Source organism: Streptomyces sp. NBC_01217, assembly GCF_035994185.1.
In the GTDB taxonomy this organism is placed as follows: Bacteria; Actinomycetota; Actinomycetes; order Streptomycetales; family Streptomycetaceae; genus Streptomyces.
In genome coordinates this window covers 7,924,426-7,945,372 of sequence record NZ_CP108538.1, presented here as the reverse complement: position 1 = coordinate 7,945,372, position 20,947 = coordinate 7,924,426, and the positions used below count along the sequence as shown (strand labels likewise).

20 protein-coding genes are annotated in these 20,947 nt (G+C 69.4%); 4 read left to right on the top strand and 16 right to left on the bottom strand.

All coding sequences use genetic code 11. The features are described from left to right. Positions 1 to 4 precede the first annotated feature (4 nt). The 8 genes from OG507_RS35495 to rpmB all read right to left on the bottom strand — a co-directional run bounded on the left by OG507_RS35495 (position 5) and on the right by rpmB (position 8,047). Positions 5 to 892 carry an anchored repeat-type ABC transporter permease subunit gene (locus OG507_RS35495; RefSeq protein ID WP_327371193.1) on the bottom strand — a complete coding sequence of 296 codons (888 nt, stop codon included), beginning with the start codon at positions 890 to 892 and terminating at the stop codon, positions 5 to 7. Next, positions 889 to 1,659 (bottom strand): anchored repeat-type ABC transporter ATP-binding subunit, encoded by a 771-nt coding sequence (locus OG507_RS35490; RefSeq protein WP_327371192.1) that lies wholly within the window; start codon positions 1,657 to 1,659, stop codon positions 889 to 891. The genes OG507_RS35495 and OG507_RS35490 overlap by 4 nt, the downstream gene beginning before the upstream one ends. Further along, on the bottom strand, positions 1,656 to 2,633 hold the full coding sequence (locus OG507_RS35485; RefSeq protein WP_327371191.1) for a TIGR03773 family transporter-associated surface protein: 978 nt from the start codon (positions 2,631 to 2,633) through the stop codon (positions 1,656 to 1,658). The genes OG507_RS35490 and OG507_RS35485 overlap by 4 nt, the downstream gene beginning before the upstream one ends. Next, positions 2,630 to 4,222: an anchored repeat ABC transporter, substrate-binding protein gene (locus OG507_RS35480; RefSeq protein WP_327371190.1), complete on the bottom strand. Its 1,593-nt coding sequence runs from the start codon at positions 4,220 to 4,222 to the stop codon at positions 2,630 to 2,632. Before OG507_RS35480 ends, OG507_RS35485 begins: the two co-directional genes overlap by 4 nt. A 106-nt stretch (positions 4,223 to 4,328) precedes the next feature. Next, on the bottom strand, positions 4,329 to 6,053 hold the full coding sequence (locus OG507_RS35475; RefSeq protein ID WP_327371189.1) for a TIGR03773 family transporter-associated surface protein: 1,725 nt from the start codon (positions 6,051 to 6,053) through the stop codon (positions 4,329 to 4,331). A 53-nt stretch (positions 6,054 to 6,106) separates the two neighbouring features. Continuing rightward, positions 6,107 to 7,378 (bottom strand): choice-of-anchor M domain-containing protein, encoded by a 1,272-nt coding sequence (locus OG507_RS35470; RefSeq protein ID WP_327371188.1) that lies wholly within the window; start codon positions 7,376 to 7,378, stop codon positions 6,107 to 6,109. Positions 7,379 to 7,505: 127 nt separating this feature from the next. Then, a complete protein-coding gene (gene rpsN / locus OG507_RS35465) occupies positions 7,506 to 7,811 on the bottom strand; it encodes a 30S ribosomal protein S14 (protein WP_327371187.1) in 306 nt (101 codons plus the stop codon). Then, positions 7,811 to 8,047 (bottom strand): 50S ribosomal protein L28, encoded by a 237-nt coding sequence (gene rpmB / locus OG507_RS35460; RefSeq protein WP_327371186.1) that lies wholly within the window; start codon positions 8,045 to 8,047, stop codon positions 7,811 to 7,813. The genes rpsN and rpmB overlap by 1 nt, the downstream gene beginning before the upstream one ends. Before the next feature lie 67 nt (positions 8,048 to 8,114). Here rpmB and rpmG point away from each other — a divergent pair, with 67 nt between their 5' ends. From rpmG to OG507_RS35445, 3 genes are all read left to right on the top strand, one after another. Beyond that, on the top strand, positions 8,115 to 8,279 hold the full coding sequence (rpmG, locus tag OG507_RS35455) for a 50S ribosomal protein L33 (RefSeq protein WP_327371185.1): 165 nt from the start codon (positions 8,115 to 8,117) through the stop codon (positions 8,277 to 8,279). Between the two features lie 35 nt (positions 8,280 to 8,314). Beyond that, a complete protein-coding gene (gene rpsR / locus OG507_RS35450) occupies positions 8,315 to 8,551 on the top strand; it encodes a 30S ribosomal protein S18 (protein WP_327371184.1) in 237 nt (78 codons plus the stop codon). Positions 8,552 to 8,979: 428 nt separating this feature from the next. After that, positions 8,980 to 11,283 carry a helix-turn-helix domain-containing protein gene (locus tag OG507_RS35445; RefSeq protein WP_327371183.1) on the top strand — a complete coding sequence of 768 codons (2,304 nt, stop codon included), beginning with the start codon at positions 8,980 to 8,982 and terminating at the stop codon, positions 11,281 to 11,283. 80 nt (positions 11,284 to 11,363) lie between these two features. Here the strand turns inward: OG507_RS35445 and OG507_RS35440 are convergent, their stop codons facing one another. Continuing rightward, a complete protein-coding gene (locus OG507_RS35440) occupies positions 11,364 to 12,038 on the bottom strand; it encodes a TMEM175 family protein (protein ID WP_327371182.1) in 675 nt (224 codons plus the stop codon). 55 nt (positions 12,039 to 12,093) lie between these two features. Beyond that, complete coding sequence (locus OG507_RS35435) at positions 12,094 to 14,424, bottom strand: FUSC family protein (RefSeq protein ID WP_327371181.1); 2,331 nt, start codon at positions 14,422 to 14,424, stop codon at positions 12,094 to 12,096. A gap of 349 nt (positions 14,425 to 14,773) precedes the next feature. Here OG507_RS35435 and OG507_RS35430 point away from each other — a divergent pair, with 349 nt between their 5' ends. Continuing rightward, on the top strand, positions 14,774 to 15,352 hold the full coding sequence (locus tag OG507_RS35430) for a Dps family protein (RefSeq protein ID WP_327371180.1): 579 nt from the start codon (positions 14,774 to 14,776) through the stop codon (positions 15,350 to 15,352). A 94-nt stretch (positions 15,353 to 15,446) separates the two neighbouring features. Here OG507_RS35430 and OG507_RS35425 read toward each other — a convergent pair whose 3' ends face one another. From OG507_RS35425 to OG507_RS35400, 6 genes are all read right to left on the bottom strand, one after another. Next, positions 15,447 to 15,788, bottom strand: coding sequence for a GNAT family N-acetyltransferase (locus OG507_RS35425; RefSeq protein WP_327371179.1), 342 nt, complete (start codon positions 15,786 to 15,788; stop codon positions 15,447 to 15,449). A 10-nt stretch (positions 15,789 to 15,798) separates the two neighbouring features. Continuing rightward, positions 15,799 to 16,785 carry a pirin family protein gene (locus OG507_RS35420; protein ID WP_327371178.1) on the bottom strand — a complete coding sequence of 329 codons (987 nt, stop codon included), beginning with the start codon at positions 16,783 to 16,785 and terminating at the stop codon, positions 15,799 to 15,801. Then, the gene (locus OG507_RS35415; RefSeq protein ID WP_327371177.1) at positions 16,782 to 17,510 is read right to left on the bottom strand and encodes a YoaK family protein; all 729 of its coding nucleotides are present in this window, start codon (positions 17,508 to 17,510) and stop codon (positions 16,782 to 16,784) included. The genes OG507_RS35420 and OG507_RS35415 overlap by 4 nt, the downstream gene beginning before the upstream one ends. After that, positions 17,491 to 18,015, bottom strand: a complete 525-nt coding sequence (locus OG507_RS35410) for a DoxX family protein (protein ID WP_327371175.1) — start codon at positions 18,013 to 18,015, stop codon at positions 17,491 to 17,493. The genes OG507_RS35415 and OG507_RS35410 overlap by 20 nt, the downstream gene beginning before the upstream one ends. Positions 18,016 to 18,111: 96 nt before the next feature. Further along, positions 18,112 to 18,789, bottom strand: coding sequence for a hydrolase (locus OG507_RS35405; RefSeq protein WP_442811069.1), 678 nt, complete (start codon positions 18,787 to 18,789; stop codon positions 18,112 to 18,114). Positions 18,790 to 18,899: 110 nt separating this feature from the next. After that, positions 18,900 to 20,780, bottom strand: a complete 1,881-nt coding sequence (locus OG507_RS35400) for an amidohydrolase (RefSeq protein WP_327372210.1) — start codon at positions 20,778 to 20,780, stop codon at positions 18,900 to 18,902. Positions 20,781 to 20,947 lie beyond the last annotated feature (167 nt).

Sequence of the window (20,947 nt, the reverse complement as noted above, 5' to 3'; positions counted from 1 at the left end):
ACCCCTATGCGGGGATCCTCGTCAACTCCCCAGATTCCACAGCGGGTTGGCGACGCCTTGCGACCAGCAGCCCATGCCGGGGAGCGAGGAGCCAGCACAGGATGAACACACCCGTGACCACGAGGACGATCAGACCACCGGCCGCCAGGTTGCAGGCGTACGACAGATACAGCCCGGTCACCGCGGACCCCGCGCCGATCGCGGGGGCGAGGGCCATCATCACGCCGATCCGGTCCGTCAGCAGACGCGCGCACGCCGCCGGGGTGATGAGCAGCGCGAGCACCAGGATGTTGCCGACCGCCTGGAGGGAGATCACCACGGTGACGGTGACCAGCGCGTACAGGACGATGTCCAGCGCGAAGACGGGCAGCCCCGCGGCTTTCGCGGTCTCCCTGTCCAGGCTGACGGTGACCAGCTCCTTGTGTACAGCTCCGGCCACCAGCAGCAGGGTCAGGCCCATCACGCCGACGGTGATCACATCGCCGTCGCCGATGCCGAGGATCTGGCCGAACAGGAACGACTCCAGCGAACCGCTGTAGCCGGGGGCGGTGCTGAGGACGACGATGCCCAGGCCGAAGGCCGCGGCGAAGAACACTCCGATGACGGTGTCCTCCTTCAGCCTGCGGTTCTGGGAGAACACGGCCACCGCGAGCGCGGTGAGCAGACCGGCCACCATCCCGCCGACGACCAGGTTGAACCGGAACACGAAGGCGATCGCCACACCGGGGAACACGGAGTGGGACACGGCGTCGCCGATGAAGGCCATGCCACGCAGGACGACATGGCTGCCGACGACGCCCGAGACGATGCCGCACATGACCGCGACGGCGAAGGCACGCTGCATGAACAGGTGCTCCCACGGACCGGCCAGGAAGTCGATGACGCCGTTCACCGGGCCACCCCCAGGGAGGTCAGCAGCTGATCGGACCTGGCCACACCGAAGGCGCGCAGCCAGACGGCGGGATCCCTCAGGGTCTCGGGCGGGCCGTCGGCGATCACCGTCCTGTTGAGCAGGCACAGCCGCCCGGCCATGTCCGCCGCCGCGGGCAGGTCGTGCGTGGTCATCAGCAGGGCCTTGTCCTCGGTGCGCAGTTGCAGGAAGAGGGAGGTGAGGAGTTCCTGGGTGGGTACGTCAAGTCCGGTGAACGGCTCGTCGAGCAGCAGCAGTTCCGGGCGGAGCGCCAGGGCGCGGGCGACCAGTACGCGCTGGCGCTGGCCACCGGAGAGCTCGCTTATGGGGCGCCGACGCAGGTCCGTCATCGCCACCCGGTCGAGCGCCTCGTCGACGGCCTCGTGGTCGGTACTGCCCGGGCGCCGCAGCCAGCCGATGCGGTGGGTCCGCCCGGTCAGGACGGCCTTCTCCACGGAGAGGGGGAAGTCCCAGGCGAACTCGTGGCGTTGGGGAACGTAGCCGACCGTGCCCCGCCCGCGGTCGGCGGGCCGGCCGCCGAGGCGGATGGTGCCCGTGCGCGGGGTGAGGAGGCCCAGGACGGCGCGGAGAAGGGTGGTCTTCCCGGCGCCGTTCGGGCCGATCAGTCCGACCAGTTCACCGGCCCGCACGGTCAGGTCGATGTTGTTCAGGGCGAGTCGTCCGCCGAGTTCCACCGCCAGGGACCGTATCTCCAGTGCGGGCGTTCGGGGGGTGAGGCGCGCGGTCATCGCTGGTCTCCTTCCGGGCTCGCGCCGCCGGGTGGTGAGGGCTGTTCGGCCCGGACCCGGCGCCACACCAGGGCTCCGGCCGCCGCGGCCACGGCCGTTGCGGCTCCGATGCCCCACCAGAGGGGCGCGGCCGGCCCGTCCGGGTCGTACGGCTTGCGCTCCGCCCGCCGGTCGCCCGATGCGGGCTCGGCTCCGGCTGTGGGTCCGGCTGCGTCTCCGCCCCCGCCTCCGCCTGCGGCGGGCTCGGCAGCGAACGCCTCGGCCGGGTCCTGCGGTCCGACGGAGAACCGGAGGGTGCGCCTTCCGGAATGGTTTCTGCCGTCCTTGGTCCTGGCGCTCATCGTCACGTCGAGGAGGTAGGTGCCGGGCTCGGTGAAGGCCCAGTTGCCGTGGACGTGGCTGTTGACCTCGATTCCGGTCTCCTGCGGGAATTCCTTCCGCCCGTCGAAGAGGATCGTCGGAGTGCCGAAGCTGCCGTTGAGGAACAGCACGAAGTCCCCTGGCCCTTCGACGCCGTTGAGCCGCCAGTTCACCTCCCGGTCGACACTGGCGGCGACCTCGGGCTCCTGGCTGTTCCAGCCCGGCCACAGCACGCCGTCCCGCTGGACCTGCGGCAGCAGCCACACCCGGTCACCGGGGTTTCCGAGGAAGGCGAACTCCTTGTTCTCGGGTACGTCGACCGCCGCGGTGTCCTTGACCTGCAGCACCACGTCGGAGGTGTTGCGCCAGACCGCCGGCCTGGCGGTGTCGTCGCGGATCTGCACGGTCCAGGTGCCGTGGTCGAAGCGCGGGCCCATGTCGATGTGCCCGTCACCGATGACGGTACGGCCCTTGCCGGTCCCCGGTGCGGCGTCGGCCTCGGCGCCCGGGGGCGGCGATTCGGCGGCCGTCGCGGGCAGCGCCGCCGACAGGGCGAGGAGCAGAGCTGCGGGGATCGTTGCCGCGCTTGTGCGTGCTGTTGTGTTCCGCGTCATTTCTTCGTGCCTCCGAGGCAGGAGCGGAGCTCGTCGGCGTTGTGCCGCATCATGTCGGTGTAGTGCCGGGTCCGCTGGTCGAAGGCATCTCCGTACAGCATGCAGACCTTGACGTGCTGGTCCTCGGCCACCTGGTCGAGCACGGTGGCGCGCTGCACCAGATTGGGTTCCATGAACACGGCCGGAACCTTGAGGTTCCTGATGGTCGTCGACAGCTTCTCCACGTCGTCCGCGCTGGGTTCCTGTGCCGGGTTGGGGACGACGAAGCCCGCGACGGTCATGTCGTAGGCCTCGGCGAGATAGCCGAAGGCATCATGCGTGGTGATCAACTGCCGTTCACCGGAGGGGATTTCGGCTATCCGGTCCCGCACGTACGCGTCGACGGCGTCGAGTTCGCCCTCGTAGGAACGGCTGTTGGCCTCGTACGTCTTCGCCCCCTCGGGGTCCTGCTTCTTCAAGGTGTCGCGGATCAGCTGCACATACGCCTTGGCGTTCTGTACGTCCTGCCACAGGTGCGGGTCGATCTCGCCGTGCACATGCTTGCCCAGGACGGCCTGCGGGAGCTGGTGGATCTCCGCGCCGGGGGTCCCGAGGAAGGCGAACCGCTTGTCGCCGGGGACCTTCTCCAGCGCCCGGTTGGGCACGTCGATGACGACATCGCCCGGAGGGATCTCCTCCTGCACTCTGCCCTTGGTGCGCAGATCGGTGAAGGCGGACATCCTCCCGCTGTCGATATCGACCGTCAGGTCGGTATGTCCCTCGTCCAGGATCGTGTCGCCGGGGCCGGCCACGGTGTGCGGGTCGACTCCGACGGCGAACGTGAAGGTGCCCTTGCCGAGCTGCTGCGGCGCGGTGCTGCCGGCGCTCTTCGCGCCGGCGGCGTTCCTCAGCCGTGCCTCAAGGGTCAGCCGGTATACGCCGGGTTCGGTGAACGCCCAGTTGAGATGCGTGTGTGCGGCGGGCGGCAGGCTGGTGACGTCCTTCCCCGTAAGGCCGTCCGCGGAGTCGAAGTAGATGTCCGGCTGTCCGAGCGACTCCGTCAGATAGGCGATCAGTTCACCGGGGCCCTGCACGTCGGTGGCCGAGAGGAGGACGTCGGACGAGCGGGTCGCACCGCGTGCCCCGCCCTCTCCGCGTACCCGCAGACCGAGCCAGAGGACGTCCAGGCCGACGTCCTCGACCAGCGGGATGACGTGCGCGCCATAGGTCTCGGACGCCTCGGCGAGGGAGACGTTGGGGGTGCCCTTGCGGGCGTTGGAGTCGACCGTCTTGATCAGGGCGTGCTCTTCGAGGAGCAGGTGGTTGGTGAAGGTGACATCGGCCTCGGAGACCGTGGTCGCGTCGGCGGGGGTGGGTTCGTAGGAGTGCGGGTCGCCACCGGGCGGAACGATCGAGTCGACCTGGACGCGGTCGCCGCCGACCTCACGGACCAGGTCGGCGAGGATCTCGGTGGTGGTCACCACCCGCAGCACCGCGTCGGGATTGTCGGGCCCGGCGACCGGGCGGGCATGGCCGGTGCAGCCGGTCGCGGCGATCGCGAGTGCGGCGGCGGTCGCCAGGGCGCGTATGACGGGTCTGTGCACATGCATGGTGAAGGGACTCCCGAAAGGCAGGGGGCCGGCGCCGGGAGGAGGATTTCCGGCGCCGGCCCGGGGAAGAGCGCCCGCGGCTCCGGAGCGGGCCGCAGGCACCCGTTCAGGACGGGACGGCTTCGCCGCCGGCTGTGGCGACGGCCGCTGTGCGGCGCCGGCCGGAGCGGCTGACGGCAACGGCCGCCGCACCGCCGATGACCAGTACGCCCGCGCCGAGGGCGAGCGGAACGGCCGCCCCGCCCCCGGTGTGGGCGAGGCTCCCGCCGCCGGTCGTGGAGGTGCTGCCGCCACCGGTCGTGGAGGCCGAGCCTCCATCGGAGCGGGAGTCGCCCGGTCCGGCCGAGCCGCCGGTCGGGCCCGATGAGCCGTTCGAGGCCCCGTCGTCGCTGCCACCGCCCGGGGTCACCGCGTTCGGGTCGACATCACCGACCGCGAAGGTGAACGTACGCGTATCGGCGGTGGTCCGGCCGGACGGCAGCGTTCCGCTGAGCTGGAAGGTCACCTTGTAGGTGCCCTGCTCGCTGAAGCCCCAGTTGGCGTGGGCGTGCACCCCGAGATCGACCTTCCGGGTGTCCGGCAGGCCGTCCTTGCTGTCGTAGAGGACCTGCGCGCCGCCCAGTCCCGCGGTCTCCCAGATCGCGAGCGAGCCGGGCCCGGTGACCCGGGTCAGCTTCATGTCGACGGGGCCCTTGAGATCCCCGCTGCCCAGGGCCTCGGTGTTCCATCCGGCCCACACCACGCCCGGCTTCTGCACCTGCGGGACCAACCAGAAGTCGCTTCCGGCCCGGCCGAGGAAGGAGTACGCGCCGGCGGCGGGCACCTTCTCCTTCGCCTTCCGGCTGACGTGCAGAACGACGGAGGACGGCTCACGCCAGATGACGTCGGCCGGGTTGCGGCTGTCCTTGAACAGGGTCCGCAGCCTGCCTCCCACCATCTTTCCGGCGATCGCATCCACATGACCGTCGTCGATGACCACCTTCTGGGCGGCGATCCCGGAACGGTCGGCGACGCCGGCAACTGACGCCGGAGTCCGGCTTGTTCCCGTACGTGTGCTCGACGCACCACCTGATGCCGCGCCTTGGTCTCCGGTCGGGGACGGCGCAGGCACGGGGTCCGCTTCCGGCGGCTGCGGGGCGTCCTGTCCGGCGACCCGGACGGTCCACTCGGTGGTGGCGGTGGCCGTCCTGCCCGTAGTCAGCCGCGCGGTAGCCTTCGAGGCGAGGCGGTACTCGCCCGGTTCCGTGAACGCCCACGCCACCCGGCCGCTGTCCGCTGCCGGGAGCTCCTGGGCGTCGGGAAGGCCGTCATGGCTGTCGAACAGCACCCGCGGCGCAGTCGGTCCGGCCGCGGGTGAAGCGTCCTCGGGCGGCTCGAACACCACCACGTCGCCCGGTCCTTCGAAGCCGGTGAGCGCCCACTCGACCTTGCTCTCGGTGAGCTGATCGGCGGGGATGCCGGAGGTGTCCCACGTCGGAGCCTGCGTACCGGCCGTCCGGCCGTCGAGCACCCAGACGGGGCTGTCGGGCTTGCCCAGGAACGCGTAGTCGTCCCCGCCGGGGACGGTGGTCCTGGCGTCCGGCCCGACTTCCAGGCCCGCTGCGGGCGCACCCTCCGAAGGAGCGGCGCCACCGTCCGGAGCGTCCCGCAGCAGGTCCAGTGCCAGCTTCTGGTCCTTCAGGGCGATGACCACGTTCGCCGTACGGGCGGGCTGCGGCTCGACGCCGCCATCGGGTGTGTCGGCGAACGCCACCGGTGACAGGCCCGCCGCCAGGGCCGCGGAGCCGATGACTCCGGCTGCGGCCCACCGTGAACTCCTGGGAGATGTCATGGGGTTGACTGCTCCTGCTCGGGACGGACGGGCTTCGGCTCGGGCTCGCCCCCTCATGAGGCCACCGCCCGGTCCGGGGAGCCCGTGGATGCCATGCGCGCCTTTCGCCGGTGCACGTACAAGGCCGTACCGGTCCCGACGACGAGCAGGGCGGCACCGGCCGCCCCCAGCGGAACGGCTACTCCCGAACCGGTCGCGGCGAGCTGTCCGTGCGGCGAGGTGCCACCGGCCGCGCCGCCGTCGGTACGGCCGCCACCGGTCGTACCACCATCCGTGCCGCTGTCCGCCGCACCACCATCAGCGCCACCCTCGGTCGAACCACTCTGGGCCGAGCCGCCTTGCGTGCCACCGTCCGTCGATCCACCCTGCGTGCCACCCTCGGTCGAACCCCCCTCTGTGCCACCGTCCGTCGAGCCACCCTGCGCGCCGCCGGTATCGCTGCCCCCGTCGGCAGCGCCCCCGTCGGCCGCACCACCGACACCACCCCCATCAGTGCTGCCAGCATCCGTGGACCCGCCATCGGTGGACCCGCCGTCCGCGGCTCCCCCGTCCGTCGTCCCGCCGGTCTCTGCGCCTTCCCCGGGCAGAGTCACCTCCGCCGGGTCGACGTCGCCGACGGCCATCGTGAAGACCTGACTGTCGGAGACCTTCTCGCCCGAGGCGAGCTCGGCCCCGAAGGTGAACGTCAGCCGGTAGACGCCCTCCTCGGTAAAGGCCCAGTTCGCGTGCTCATGGGTGCGCGCGGGGACCTTGTACGTATCGGGCAGCCCGTCGCGGGTTTCGAACCGCATCAGCGGCTCGCCGAACGGCGACCAGCCGAAGACCAGCAGCTCCCCCGGGCCCTCCACCTCGTCCAGCGAGAGGTCGAACTTCCCCTGGATGTCGGCGGATTGAAAGGCCTCCGTGTTCCAGCCGGCCCACAGCACCTCGGGGTTCTGCGTCTGCGGGATCGAGTAGTAGGTGTCGCCCGGATCCCCGATGAAGGCGAGTCCGTCCGCCGGGTCGGGGATCGTCTCCCTGCCCTTGGACGTCAGATGCATGATCACCGAGGTCGGCTCACGCCACACGACGTCGCTCGTCCTGCTGTCCCTGAAGAGCGTGCGGAACTCCCCCTCCACCAGTCGTGGCGCGACCGCGTCCACATGACCGTTGTCGATGACTGTCCGTTCATCGAGCACATCACCGGGATCGGCATCCACCGCCGGAGCCGCCGCGTATGCGACCGGCCCGGCGTCCACTGGCGTACCACCACCGACGGACCCCACCGAAACGCACCCGGCCGCCACCAGGGCCAGCACCCCCACCACACGCGCGGACCGCGTCATTGATCTCATCGCCCCTCATCCGCCCCAGATTTCCTACGTGAACACGACAACGCTATGCGTAATGGCAATCATTTTCAAATAAAATCGAGGATCGCCCCTCCGGACCCAGGCCCCGGAGGGGCTCACATCACCAGGAGGACTTGGTGACCCCGGGAAGGAATCCGGCATGGGCCTGCTCGCGCACACGGACGCGGGAAAGACCGAACTTCCGCAGATGCCCGCGCGGCCGCCCGTCCACACTGTCCCGGTTTCGCACGCGGGTCGCGCTGGCGTTGCGGGGCTGGCGCCGGAGCTCGTCCACGGCGGTGCGGCGCTCGGCGTCCGTGGAGGACGGCCGACGGATGATCTCCTTCAACTCGGCACGACGGGCGGCATATCGCCCGACGACCGCCTTGCGCTTCTCGTTCTGCGCGATCTTGCTCTTCTTGGCCATCAGACCTTCACACCCCTGGCGCGGATACGGGCGACGGCCGCCTCGATCCCGATGCTGTCGACGGTCTTGATCGCCTTGGCACTGAGCGTCAGCCGGATGTTCCGGCCTTCGCTCGGCAGCCAGTACCTCTTGCGCTGGATGTTGGGGTCGAAGCGGCGCGATGTGCGCCGGTGCGAGTGCGAGATGTTGTTGCCGAAGCCCGGCTGGGCGCCGGTCAGTTGGCAGTGGGCGGACATGGTGCTACCTGCTCTCCGCGGCGGACCGCTTGTTGGAAATGGAAATCATTGCCATATAGTAGCGCCCATGGCTCGCAACGAACTACGCCCGGTCGTCAAACTCCGCTCCACCGCGGGGACCGGCTACACCTACGTCACCCGCAAGAACCGCCGGAACGACCCCGAGCGCATGGTGCTGCGCAAGTACGACCCGGTCGCCCGCAAGCACGTCGATTTCCGCGAAGAGCGCTGACCGCTCCCCCGCCCGATTCAGAAGGACACCCCGCCATGAAGCCCGGAATCCATCCCGCGTACGGTCCCGTCGTCTTTCGCGACAAGGCCGCCGGTTCCGCCTTCCCCTACATCGACTACAAGGACACCGATCTGCTGCGGAAGTTCATCTCCGACCGCGGCAAGATCCGCAGTCGCCGAGTGACCCGGGTCACCGCCCAGCAGCAGCGACAGCTCGCCCGGGCGATCAGGAACGCCCGCGAGATGGCCCTGCTGCCCTACGCGAACAGGTGACGGCGCAAGCTGCGTGCGTTCGGCGGAAGACGGGAGGCACAGGTACGGTCCGGCGGACGCACGCAGTGACCTCGCGTGCGCGCCGCGCCCGTCAGCCCCGAGCGGCCGGAGCCGTACGGACGGCCCGCCTCGTCGGCCTCAGCCGCCAGGGCGCGCGGGTCAGCAGCACGGTTCACGCAGCGTAGTGGACGCGTTCGGCCTCCTGCGCGGGGGATCGTATGCTGCGTAATCGACGAGCCGCCTTTCGGGGCCATCACTGATGGGCCCTGTTCCGCCTGGGTCCGTGGGGGCCGTGGTGCGCGGCCGGGGAGAGGAGGACTGATGGGCATGGGACCGACCACCGCCGAGGTCCCGGACCAGCTGAAGCGCGCCTGGACGGCACCGTGAATCGGGAGGGGGCAATCGCAAGCGGGACATCGTTCGGCCGGATGTTGCGGGAGTTGCGGCAGAGCCTCGGCTTGACGATTGAGGAGCTGGCCGAGGCGTCGGGTGTTTCGGGGCGCGCGATAGGTGCCATGGAGCGCGGGCGCAGTCTGCGTCCGCATCGTGGGTCGGTTACCGCGCTCGCACAGGGTCTGCAGTTGGACGAGGCGGCCCATGCCGAGCTGCTGGCCGCCGCTCGGACTGCCCGCCCGACCGCCCGGACTTCCCTGTCCGCAAAAACCTCTCCGTACACGCTGCCCAGAGGCGCCGGGGACTTCGTGGGGCGGCACGCCGAGCTGGCCGTGCTGCGCGCCCTGGCGCAGCGGGCCGCCGAGGAACCAGAGCCTCAGGAGCAGGGACGGCATACCGCTGCACCGCCGGTGGCGGTTGTGTTCGGTGCGCCCGGGAGCGGCAAGACGACCCTGGCGGTGCGGCTTGCCGAGGAGTTCGCTCCCTCCTTTCCGGACGGGGCGTTTCTCCTGGACATGCGGGGCCTGGAGGAGCAGCCGCTCCCCGCCGATGAGGCCGTGCTGCGGTTGATGGGCGCGTGGGGCACGGGTGATCTTGCCGTGGCGCAGCTGAGTGCTGAGGAGCGTCTGACGCGTTACCACGCGGTCACGGCCGGGCTCCGGGCGGTGCTGGTCCTGGACAATGCCGGCAGCGAGGCTCAGGTCAGACCCCTGTTGCCGCGCGAGGGGGGTGTGCTGATGGTGGTGACCAGTCGCCGTGCCCTGGCCGGTCTGGAGGGAGTGCAGCGCGTGGAACTCGGTCCACTGACCGAGCAGGAGTCCACCTCCTTGCTGCGTGCCGTCGTCAGCGACGGACGCGTGGACGCGGAGCCGGAGGCCGCACGCGCGGTGACCGAGTTGTGCGGGCACCTTCCCCTGGCCCTGCGCGTGGCAGCGAACTGGGCCGCAACCCGCACGAACTGGAGCCTGCAACGGCTCGCCACCCGGCTCAGCGACGAAGATCGCAGGCTGGATGCCCTCAGCTCCGGTGACCTGCGTGTCAACTCCGCCTTCTCCCTGTCCTACTCGCGCCTTGCTCCTGGTGCTGCCCGGATGTTCCGGCTGCTGTCGCTGGTGCCGGGGGGCGATTTCGGGATGCCGTTGGCGGCCGTCCTCGCGGGCGCGTCGCTGCCGGATGCGGAAGACCTGCTGGAGGAGTTGCTGGAGGCGGGACTGCTGATGACCTCCCGCGAGGACCGCTACCGCTTCCACGACCTGCTGCGCCTGTACGCGCGGGCCCGGCACCGTGCGGAGGACGACATGGAGCAGTCCGCGGCCGCCTCTTCCCGTCTGCGGTCCTGGCTGCTCGACACGGCCGTCGTCGCCGGCCGCTGGTACGAGCCGGGCTACGGTGCGCCGCCGCCGGACCCCACCCGCCTGGTCGCTCTCGACGACCCCGAGCAGGCGATGCGCTGGCACAAAGCGGAGAGCGACAACTGGCTGACGGCCTTCCGCGAGGCCGCCGAGGGCGGTGAACACGCCAGAGTCACCGAGGTCGCGGAAGCCATGCACTGGTTCTCCGACCACTGGGTGTCCGGGGGCCACTGGGTCGATACCTACGAACGCGCCGCCCGGGCCGGAGCGGCCCTCGGCGATGCCGGACTGGAAGCCACCCACCGCAACCACCTCGCATGGGCCCATTGGGTAGGCGGCCGTCATGACGAGGCGGTCACCGCCGCCACGTGCGCGCTGGATCTCGCCACGGGCTGCGGGAACGTCGTCCAGCAGGCCTGGGCTCTCATGTATCTCGGCTGGCTGCAGAACCTGGACGATGATGACTCGCCCGCCGCCGAAAACCTTCTCCGTGCCAGGGAGCTGTTCACCCGGGCCGCCGAGATCAACGGATACTTCTATGCGGCCACCGCGAGCATCAGCCTGCTGGAGAAGGTCGACCGGGCGCAGGAAGCCGTCAAGACCTACCAGGAGGTCATGGACGCTCTCGCTGATCCGTGCAACCGCGACCGCATCCCGCCGAACATACGCGACACCACCACCTTGATCGCCATCTACAGCGTGTCCTGCGTCCATCTCAACCAAGGGCGCTGGCCGGACGCGGTCGACGCTCTGCGTTCCATCCACGGGCAGTTCGACACCCGCGGATTCGACCTGTACGCCGGCAAGGTCCACCTCTACCTGGCCCACGTCCTCGCTCGACTCGGTGAAGGCGCCGAGGCCGCCGGTGAGTACCGCACCGTGCTGACGCTGGAGGACCGCATCCCCTCGGCCATGCTGGAAGAGGCCCGCGCAGGCCTTGACGCCCTTGCCGCCGGCCGGCCGTTGCTGCCGACCCGCTTCGAGTGACAGGCGACCGGCAGATGCACGTTGTGCAGGTCTTGCGGCGTACAGCACGGTGTGCCGCCACCTGACGTCGCAGCCGGCCGTCACGCCCCAGCACCGCCGACGGGCCCCCGTCCATCCGGCAGCCCTTCGCTGGAAACGAAGTAGAAGGCCGGCAGAACGATGAACACGCCCAGTGCGATCAGTGGGGAGATCAGGCCTCCCAGTACTCCGGCGACGGCGTAGGCCAGCGCTCCGACCCAGGAGCGGAGGCGGCCGTGCGGCACATAGGTGGGCTCGACTTCCGGGTCCATGAGCTCGGGGTGGCGGCCGAGGTGGTGATAGAGGACCAGCCAGCTCAGACACATCACCGATGCCAGGGACGCGTACAGGATGACCGCCACCCGCGCATCCGAGCCGGAGTCGTCGGACCGCAGCGCATCGGCGACCACGCCTGTGGGGAAGGCGAGCGCCGCCGTGGTGAACAGCACGAAGAAGTTGGCCGCGTGCAGACCCCGGTCCATGCTGCGGATCCGCACGAAGGCCTGGTGATGGTTGAGCCAGATCACGGCGACATAGCTGAAGGAAGCGAAGTAGCCGACGTAGGCGGGCCATTGCGACACGAGAGCGTGCGCGAGCCGGCCGGGCCGGTGCACGGGGGCGGCCAGGCCGAGCACCAGGATGGTGACCGCGATCGCGAAGATGCCGTCGCTGAAGGCCTCGGCACGGGCCGTCTCCGAAACGGAGAACCGCCGGACCGGAAAGCGGTGTTGGGACATTGCGGCTCCTTGGATCGTTGGGCCGTCGAGGCGGCGCGGTCGTTCGGGCAGCGCGTCAGGCGCTTGTGGTGTGTGGCGGCTGCCGCCGCGCGACGGCGCGGCCCGCCACCGTGTTCATCCTGTTCTGCAGTGCGGCGGCCGCCCGTGCCGGCCCCACCACCGACATCTGGAGCTGCTGGGCCACATCGATGTGACCGGCGGTCCAGATCATCCTGATCGCCGTGCTGGTGCCCTGCCCGCCGCCGTCGAAGAGGTCCCGGCGTACCGCGTTGATCAGTCGCTCGTCCGCGGTCTCGTCCCGGGTCAGCCGTTCGGGCACCTCGCCGTAACCGGACAGGGCCCGCGCCGCCTCCTGGTACCACTTGCAGACCTGCAGCCCGGACCGGACGATATCGGCGCGCGCCGTGGTGTGGTCGCCCGTCGGACCGTCGTCGTCCTGTTCCCAGAGGTCGACGATGGCGTCCGCGGTCAGCCGCAGCACGGCGACCGTTGTCATCAGCGCCGTCACGTCCGCCAACGCGATGTGCTTGGTGCCCCGTTCGGCAAGGAAGCAACGGAAGGCGTCGTCGAGCCGCCGGGCCGCCGCCGCGGCGTTGCGCCGCTCGTCCTCCGGTGTGGGGGCGGCCGGCACGAGCCCGTCGGAACGGGTCACCCCGTACTCGATGGCACGGCTCAGATAGCCCGCGCTCTCCGCGAACGCCTCGGCCGTCGCCTGGCCGAGGGCCGCTCCGGCACCGCGAGGCCAGAACAGCATGCCGACACCGACGCTCACCGCGCAGCCGATCGCGATGTCCTCGAATCGCACCAGCCCGATCGTCCAGCCGGCCGGTTCGATGATATTGAACAGGATGAGCAGGGCAGCGGTGAACCCGGCCTGGCCCGCGGCGAACGAGATGGCGGTCGGGGCCAGCCCGGTGAACACGATGGCCGGCGGGAGCAGAATCCAGAACACCGTGGTGTTGGAACCCAGGGCGAAGATCAGTCCGCTGCCCACGATGATGCCGACGACGGTGCCCAACAACGCGCGCAGAGCGTTCTGACCGGTGAGCAGCGCGTTGGAACGCAGGACGGCCAAGGTGCCGAACACCACCCAGAACGAGTGTTGTACGCCGGTGACTTCGGCCACGAGGACGGCCAAGCCGAGGGCAAACGCGCCGCGGAGGCTGTTGTGCAGCCAGACGGAGTGGGGCTCGATGTGGGCACCGGCCCGTTCCTGTGCCGACGACAGCGGGGAGGAGACGCCATCAGGCTGTCGACCGAGCGCACGCTCCCACCACCGGCGGCTGCGTGCGGCGACGCCGAGTTCGATGTTCTCGGCGATCGAGCTGACGGCGAAGCTCATCTCCTGTGCGCGGAAGCTGGGTTCGAGCGAGCTGATGAACCCGGCGACGACGGACTGCGACTGTCCGTCCGTGGCGACAGGCGCGGGCAGCGCAGACGTCACCGCACGCTCCATGGCTGTGCGTGCGTCCCGGAGCCGCTTCTGATCCAGCCGTGGCGCGGTGGGGTCTGCGTCGTCCGATTCCAGCCGGTCGGCCCCCCGCTCAAGCAGGTCCGCCGCCACGAGCACGACTTCGCACACCACCACGTCGGAGGGCGTGGCAGGGCCGCCGGGGGGCATCCGCTCCAGGATCTCCTCCAGCCACACCACCTCGTCGACCAGCCGGACGAGCGTGCGCGCCTCTGTGGTCAGCCCGGTCGGCCGGTAAGGGGTGTCGAAGAACGACTTGCGCAGCGCAGTCACTGCGGCGGACGCCTCGGCCACCAGTTCGTCCAGGACCACCCGGCGGTCGGCGGCGAAGCCACCACGCACACAGCCGACCTCCGCGCGCAGCCGCTCTGCGAGCAAGGAGCAGGACCGGGCCGTCGCGAGCCGCAGTGGCCCGCGCACGGGCGCCGGCCACAGCACGGTGATCGCGATCAGGGACGCCGCACCCGCCATCAGATATCCAGCCAGACGGTCCGGGATCGACCCCACGGGCCCGGGCAGCGTCACCGCCAGAATGAAGCCGGCCAGCAAAGAGGTCGACGAGCCGGCGATCACCGAGCTGACGACACCCGAGAACAGCACTCCGAACCCGACCAGCGCCATGATCACGGCGGCCATCCACACCGATCCGGAAACCAGCGTCCCCAGGCAGACCAGCACCGCTCCCGCGACCACGAGCGAGCCCTGCGCAGCAAGCCGTTCGCGCAGCGGACCTGCGAAGTCCACGAAGAGCAGCAGAGAGATCGAGCCGAACGCCGAGAAGATCGCCATCGTCACATTGCCGATGCCCTCCACGCCGAAGGCGAAGAGGCCGGGCGCCACGATTCCGGCGCGGCACGACCGGCGCAGTGCGGCCAGTCCCGCGTCGCGGGTACGCAGCGACTTTACGACGCACACGGGCAGCCTCCTAGGTCGACGTCGCAGTCAGTGCCGTCAGTGACACCTGCGGGCCGACGCAACTCCGCACCAGGGTGGCCACGGCCGTTCCGCGGCCGAACAGGATCGGCTCAGCCGCCGTGCTCGCTCCCCCTCACACCCGGATCCGCTGACTCCCACACACTAACCTCGTGTGCCGGCGGCCTCTTGACCGCCCGCGCACGGAATGTTGCTCGCCGATGCACTGCGAGTCCCGTACTCATGTGTGCGCTGCGGGGCATCACAGCATGCGCTGCCGGACAAGCTGTGTCCCGGCTGGACGCCTAGCGTCGACCGGGTATACATAGCACCGCACCGCAGGAGGCCGATCATGACCACCACTTCCCAGCCCGTGAGCGGCAGTCAGCCATGGCTGCACCAGAAGGGCGAGGTGATCCAGGAGTTCGGGACCGTCAAGCAATTCCCGGTCGCCCTGTCCTACGAGGCGCGGATGTACTCCTGCCAGCGCCTGAACAAGGTTCTGGCAGACACTCAGATCCTCTACGGCCTCTACAAGAAGCATCACTGGCTGATGCGCGGCGCGACCTTCTACCAACTGCACCTGGTCCTGGACAAGCACGCGGGAGAGCAGCTGGAAATCGTCGACACCATCGCCGAACGCGTCCAGTCCCTGGGCGGCGTCGCGGTGGGTGACCCCCGGCACGTCGCCGAGATCACGTCGATTCCCCGGCCTCCGAACGGCGTGGAGGAGGTACCGGCGATGCTCTCACGACTGCTCGAGGCCCACGAGACCATACTCATCGATGCCCACGACGCCGCCGCCCGGACCGCTGAACTGGGGGACGACGGCACCAACGACCTGCTCGTCTCCCAGGTGATCAGGACCGGCGAACTGCAGGCGTGGTTCCTCGCCGAGCATCTGGTCGACACACCTCTGGTCCGTACCTGACGGATCCCCGACTCCGTCCGGAAGGACGCGGCCCCCGCAGCGCTCACATACCGCTGCGGGGGCTGACGGCCCGGCTCGCCCGGGTCGACGGTGGTCAGTGAGGCAGCACGGTGCCCAGCCACTGCAGGACCTCGGGGGTCACGGGGTCGGTTATGTCGGCGAACTCGTCATGCTTCTTGAGGAACTTCGCCACGTAGGGGCAGACCGGCACGATGCGTTTCCCCGAGGCGCGTACGTCGCTCAACGCCTGCTGTACGAGTATGGAGGCCAGGCCCTGCCCGGCGAAGGCATCGTCGATTTCGGTGTGGTAGAAAACGCGCTGGTCGTCGCGGTCGCGGTACGCGGTCAGGCCTGCGGCTCTGCCGTCGACCAGGATCTCGTAACGGTGTTCGGGATCCACTCGCTGGACAGTCGGAGCGGCGGTGGGTTGCGTCATCGTTTGCCTTTCAGTGGTGCGTCGGGTTCTTTCGCGGTGCGATGGTGGCGTTGGGAAGGGCGGGCGCGGGAAGACGGTCGCCGTCGTAGCCGTCGACCCTGCCGAAGCGGTCGGATGCGCTCTGCCACGCCTCTCTGGCTTCGGCGATGTCGTCGTGGCTCCGGCCGATGAAGTTCCACCACATGACGATCTGTTCCTCGAACGGCGTCCCGCCGAGCAGGACCACCCGAGCGGCGTCATCCGTCTCGTTCACCAGCGTGAGCGTGTCGCTTCCCGTGCCGATGTAGCCCAACTCCGACGGGTGCAGGACTGTTCCGGCGATACGGACGTCCCCGTGGTCGACGAGAAGGCCGTGCTCGAAGCCGGCGTCGACGGCGAGTGTGGTCGTCGAGCGTGACTCAAGGACGAGTTCGGCACCGAGCAGGGGCGTGAAGGTCCGCACCGGAGAGGTGTCACCTGCCAGCGCCCCCAGGAACACTCTCACTTCGGCTCCGTCCACCCGGACCGGGCTCGGGACGTAGTGCTGGAAGTCACGCCCGGTATGCCGGTGTTCTCCGGGAAGCGCCACCCACAGCTGGACGCCATGGAGGACCGTGGTGCGGGCGGTGGAGACTTCCGTGTGGCTGATGCCGTACCCACCCGTCATGAGGTTCAGCTCACCGGGCCTCACGAACGCATGGCTGCCCATGCTGTCCCGGTGCTCGATCTCCCCGCTGAACAGCCAGCTCACCGTCTGAAGACCCGTGTGCGGATGCGGCGCAACGTCCATACCACCCGTGTCGGTGACGTCGTCGGGGCCGTAGTGGTCGACGAAACACCAGGCCCCGATCAGCGTCCGCGCCCGCTGCGGCAGCGTACGCCGCACCGTCATCGCCCTCGGACCACCCAACGGGACATCCCGCGCGGAGAGGACATCGACCTTCGGCACATACTCACCGTGGCCCGAGACCCCGCGGCCCGGTTCGGTGGGGTTCCTGTCCCTCCCGATGTTGCTCATTTGGTCCAGGCGGCGTTTGACGCCGAGAGGCGGTACGCGGCCAGGGACGTCACCGCAAGCAGCACGAACACCAGCCCCAAGGTGAGGGTGAGTTCGTTGTGCTGCAGGAGCACGGCGCCGACCAGGGCTCCGAGGAATATAGCCAGTACGGAAAGGATCCGCCGACCCGGCCGGGGTGCCGACCCGCCGGCCGCGGTCGAGTCCGCGGCCAGTCCCGTCAAGGTCAGGGTCAGTACGGTCGTGGTCAGGTCCGGGACGCCGAGGCGCCGGGCGGCCGCGTTCTGCAGGCCCATGGCGAGACCCAGGAGCACGATCAGGGTGTACCGGACTCCGGTGGCCACCTCGCCGGCCGAGTCCGCTGCCGCGATGACGGACGCGGCGACGAGCACCGCCTCCAGCGCCGTGGTGATGGCCAGCAGCCGCCCGCGGTGTGCCGCGAACCGGTTGGCGAACCGGCCTCCGGCCAGCGCGCCGGCGAGGAACGCGGCCATCGACACGACGGAAGCGAGTGCGGACAGGCCTTCGGCGCCTGCCAGCGCGAACCCCAGGAAGACGACGTTGCCGGTCATGTTGGCGACGAAGACGTGTCCGAGGCCCAGATAGCTGACGGCGTCGACCAGACCTGTCGCCACCGTCAGTATCAGCATGAGCGGTGGCAACGGGCCGTGTCTGTCCTCCTTGGGAGGGGCCAGCGTGTGGGCCACGTCAGTCAACAGCTTGTGCATACCGAGTTGTTCCTTCCGAGACAGGGGGGCGATGCAGCAGCACACGGGTGAGCAGTCCGCTGGCCGGACCGAGCACGATGACCGCGAGGGAGACCCACAGGGGCCAGGGGGTCAGCCCGAGCAGATGGTCGAGCGACCAGTGGCCGGGGCCGGTGAGTGCCAGCACCGCGGAGATGGCGACGAGGACCATCGGGTATTCGTAGCCGTCGTGCTGGACCCAGAGCCCGTTGTGCCATTTGACGGTGCCGGCGACTGTCATCACCCCCATGGCGGCCATGGCCGCCATGGGGGTGAGCAGGCCGGCCGCCAGGAACAGGCCGGCGCCGATCTGGCTGCTGCCCGCGGCGAGCGCGGTGAGTCTGCCGCCGCGGAAGCCGTCGTGGCGGAACTCCTCGGTCCCGCCCGCCAAGCCGTTGCCGCCGAGCCGGAAGCTGACTTTCTGTACGCCGTGTCCGGCGATGAGGAGGCCCGCCACCAGTCGGAGGACCAACAGTCCGGTGTCCATTGTGTTCCTGCCTGTTCCTGGCATTTCGCCGTTACTCAGGTGAGTCGTTACTCAGGTGAGTCGTTGCTCAGGTGAGTCGTTGCTCAGATGGAGAGGTCAGCCGGCCGCGTGGGCGCCGATGACGGCCTGCGCGTAGACCAGGCCCAGGCCGTAGGCACCGCCGTGCTCCTTCACCACCTCCGTGACGGGGACGTACGTCTCCGTCCGCGCCCAGTCGCGCTGGAGCTCAAGGAGCACCTGCACCCAGGTCACCGGAATCGCGCCTCCCTGGACCATGCGCTGGATGGCGTGCTCGTGCGCCTGCGGGCTGACGCCACCGGACGCGTCCGTGACGACGTAGACCTCGTACCCCTGAGAGATGGCGGACAGCGTCGGCAGTACGACGCAGACCTCGGTCCACAGCCCGGCGATGACGAGCTTCTTGCGGCCGGTCGCCTTGACGGCCTCGACGAAGTCGATGTCCTCCCAGGCGTTCATCGTGCTGCGGTCGATGATCTTCTGTCCGGGGAAGACATCGGCCAGCTGCGGCATGATCGGACCCGAGAAGGACTCGGCGGCCACGGTGCTGAGGACCACCGGAACCTCGAACACCTTGGCCGCCTTGGCCAGGCCCAGGGTCGAGTTGATGATGGCGGTGCGGTCGCCGCTTCCGGTGCCGAAGAACATCTGCGGCTGGTGGTCCACGAACAGCACAGCGCAGTTGTCGGGGGTCAGCAGGTCGGGGCTGGGTGCTGCGGTGACCTCGGAGATGTTGACCACGAGAGGGCCTTTCATGAGTGATGTGATCGCGGACGGGCGTCCGCTGCTGAACGCGGCCGTCCGTTCGACGGCGCGCAGGTGGTGTCCCGGGAGAGGCGGCTCGTGACCGGGCCCCTCCCGGGAGGTCAGAACGAGAAGCAGGGGTCGAAGACCGTGCTCTCGGTATCCGGGGCCATGCCTCGCCGGGCGCGCCACTGCCGGTGCTGTTCGGACTCCGCCGCCGCCTCGCCGAGCAACTCGGCCTGGCGGGCGCCCGACAAGCCGGTACCGGGTGTGGCCTGGTAGCCGCCGAAGTGCGCGACCGGGCTCCATGCGGGGCTGACCGGTGGCAGTTCCTCGTCGAGGCCTTCGTACTCGGCGGCGGCGTAGACGATCCGGCCGCCGACCACAGTCAGGAGGGACTCGATGTGCACGATGTCCGGCTCGGGCACGGCGAAGTAGTCCTCGGACAGGACCGCGAGGTCGCCGAGGTGGCCCGGGCGCAGGACGCCCTTGATGTCCTCCTCGCCGGTCAGGGCGGCTCCGGCTTCGGTGAACATCGACAGCGCCGTCTGCCGGTCGACGCGGTTGTGCGGCGGGCGGACGATCAGGTCACCGACCGTACGGCCCGTGATCAGCCAGTGCAGGGCGACCCACGGGTTGTAGGTCGAGACCCGGGTGGCGTCGGTGCCTGCACCGACGGTCAGACCGCGCTCCAGCATGGCCCGGACCGGAGGGGCGTCCGCGGCGGCGCCGGGGCCGTAGCGGCGTACGAATGCCTCGCCCTGGAAGGACAGCCGGTTCTGCACGGACATGGCGCCGCCGAGGGCGGCGATGCGGTCGAGGCTGTCCGCGGAGACGGTCTCCGCATGATCGAACAGCCACCGGTTTCCGGCCGGGAAGAGTCCTTCCGCGGCCAGCTTCTCGAATATCGCGAGATCGCGTCGGATGGTGTCGTCGTAGGTGGCGTGCAGCCGGAATCCCCAGCCGTTCTCCATGAGCAGACGTACGGCCTTCTCGAATTCTGTCTCATAGCCGGGCGCGAGTTCCGGTCGCGGCTGGGCAAAGTTCTCGAAGTCCGCTGCCGCCCAGGTGAGATTCTCCCCCGCACCATTGAGGCGCAGCCATTCGTCCCCGTCCTCGGGCCGGGCCATTTCGATCCAGCGGGCGAGGTCGTCGATTTCCTGACCGGCGGTCTGCGGGAAGAGGTGATAGGCGATGCGCAGCGACAGCTGACCGGTCTTGGCCAGTTCGACGACCGTGCTGTAGTTGTCGGGGAAGTTCTGGAATCCGCCCGCTGCGTCGATGGCCGACGTGAGCCCGAACCTGTTCAGCTCCCGCAGGAAATGGCGGGTGGAGGTCTTCTTGTCCTCGTCCTGGAGCACCGGGGCCTTGGCCAGGGTCGAGTAGAGGATCAGCGCGCTCGGGGCGGCGAGCAGCATACCCGTGGGCTCACCGTCCCTGCCCCGTACGATCTGGCCGCCCTTCGGGTCGGGGGTGTCCCTGGCGTAGCCGGCGGCTTTGAGCGCGGCCCGGTTGAGCACCGCCGACTGGTACAGGTGCAGAACGAACACCGGAGTATCGGGCGCGGCGGCATTCAACTCGGCGACGGTCGGCAGCCGCCGTTCGACGAACTGCTCGGCCGACCATCCCCCCACCACCCGAACCCACTGGCCCTTCGGCGTGCGGGCCGCCTGTTCACGCAGCATCGCCAGACCCTGACGCAGCGTGCGGACGCCGTCCCAGCGCAGCTCAAGCACGTAGTTGAGCCCACCTCGAATGACGTGCAGGTGGGAATCGTTGAGGCCGGGAATCACCCGGCGGCCGAGAGCGTCGACCACCTTCGTGCCCGCGCCGACATGGCCGGCCACGTCGTTGTCGTCACCGACGACCGTGACGACGCCGTCACGGATGGCGATCGCCTCGGCCTGTGGACGACCCGGGTCTCCGGTGTGGATCTTCGCGTTGCGGACGATCAGGTCCGCGGCGTTGTCGGTGGTGCTGGGAACCAGCCCACCGACCGGCATCGTGGACACCTTTCAACAACCTCCTGCGGATTAAAACGGCGTAAATTTGCGTACGCATCGACTTCGACGCCAGGCTATTTCGAGCCGAAGTACCCGTGTGTCCCCGCAGTGCACTGCATCGTTTCCCACAGTGCACTGGCCCCCATTACCGTGCGCTGTCGGATCAG

Excerpts from the sequence above, each read along its gene's own strand:
- rpsN (WP_327371187.1), bottom strand. The coding sequence starts at position 7,811 with ATGGCCAAGAAGAGCAAGATCGCGCAGAACGAGAAGCGCAAGGCGGTC.
- rpmB (WP_327371186.1), bottom strand. The coding sequence starts at position 8,047 with ATGTCCGCCCACTGCCAACTGACCGGCGCCCAGCCGGGCTTCGGCAAC.
- OG507_RS35425 (WP_327371179.1), bottom strand. The coding sequence starts at position 15,788 with ATGACGCAACCCACCGCCGCTCCGACTGTCCAGCGAGTGGATCCCGAA.
- OG507_RS35440 (WP_327371182.1), bottom strand. The coding sequence starts at position 12,038 with ATGTCCCAACACCGCTTTCCGGTCCGGCGGTTCTCCGTTTCGGAGACG.
- OG507_RS35430 (WP_327371180.1), top strand. The coding sequence starts at position 14,774 with ATGACCACCACTTCCCAGCCCGTGAGCGGCAGTCAGCCATGGCTGCAC.
- OG507_RS35475 (WP_327371189.1), bottom strand. The coding sequence starts at position 6,053 with ATGACATCTCCCAGGAGTTCACGGTGGGCCGCAGCCGGAGTCATCGGC.
- OG507_RS35445 (WP_327371183.1), top strand. The coding sequence starts at position 8,980 with ATGTTGCGGGAGTTGCGGCAGAGCCTCGGCTTGACGATTGAGGAGCTG.
- OG507_RS35405 (WP_442811069.1), bottom strand. The coding sequence starts at position 18,789 with ATGAAAGGCCCTCTCGTGGTCAACATCTCCGAGGTCACCGCAGCACCC.
- OG507_RS35485 (WP_327371191.1), bottom strand. The coding sequence starts at position 2,633 with ATGACGCGGAACACAACAGCACGCACAAGCGCGGCAACGATCCCCGCA.
- OG507_RS35420 (WP_327371178.1), bottom strand. The coding sequence starts at position 16,785 with ATGAGCAACATCGGGAGGGACAGGAACCCCACCGAACCGGGCCGCGGG.
- OG507_RS35490 (WP_327371192.1), bottom strand. The coding sequence starts at position 1,659 with ATGACCGCGCGCCTCACCCCCCGAACGCCCGCACTGGAGATACGGTCC.
- OG507_RS35410 (WP_327371175.1), bottom strand. The coding sequence starts at position 18,015 with ATGGACACCGGACTGTTGGTCCTCCGACTGGTGGCGGGCCTCCTCATC.
- OG507_RS35415 (WP_327371177.1), bottom strand. The coding sequence starts at position 17,510 with ATGCACAAGCTGTTGACTGACGTGGCCCACACGCTGGCCCCTCCCAAG.
- OG507_RS35470 (WP_327371188.1), bottom strand. The coding sequence starts at position 7,378 with ATGACGCGGTCCGCGCGTGTGGTGGGGGTGCTGGCCCTGGTGGCGGCC.
- OG507_RS35400 (WP_327372210.1), bottom strand. The coding sequence starts at position 20,780 with ATGCCGGTCGGTGGGCTGGTTCCCAGCACCACCGACAACGCCGCGGAC.
- rpsR (WP_327371184.1), top strand. The coding sequence starts at position 8,315 with ATGAAGCCCGGAATCCATCCCGCGTACGGTCCCGTCGTCTTTCGCGAC.
- OG507_RS35480 (WP_327371190.1), bottom strand. The coding sequence starts at position 4,222 with ATGCATGTGCACAGACCCGTCATACGCGCCCTGGCGACCGCCGCCGCA.
- rpmG (WP_327371185.1), top strand. The coding sequence starts at position 8,115 with ATGGCTCGCAACGAACTACGCCCGGTCGTCAAACTCCGCTCCACCGCG.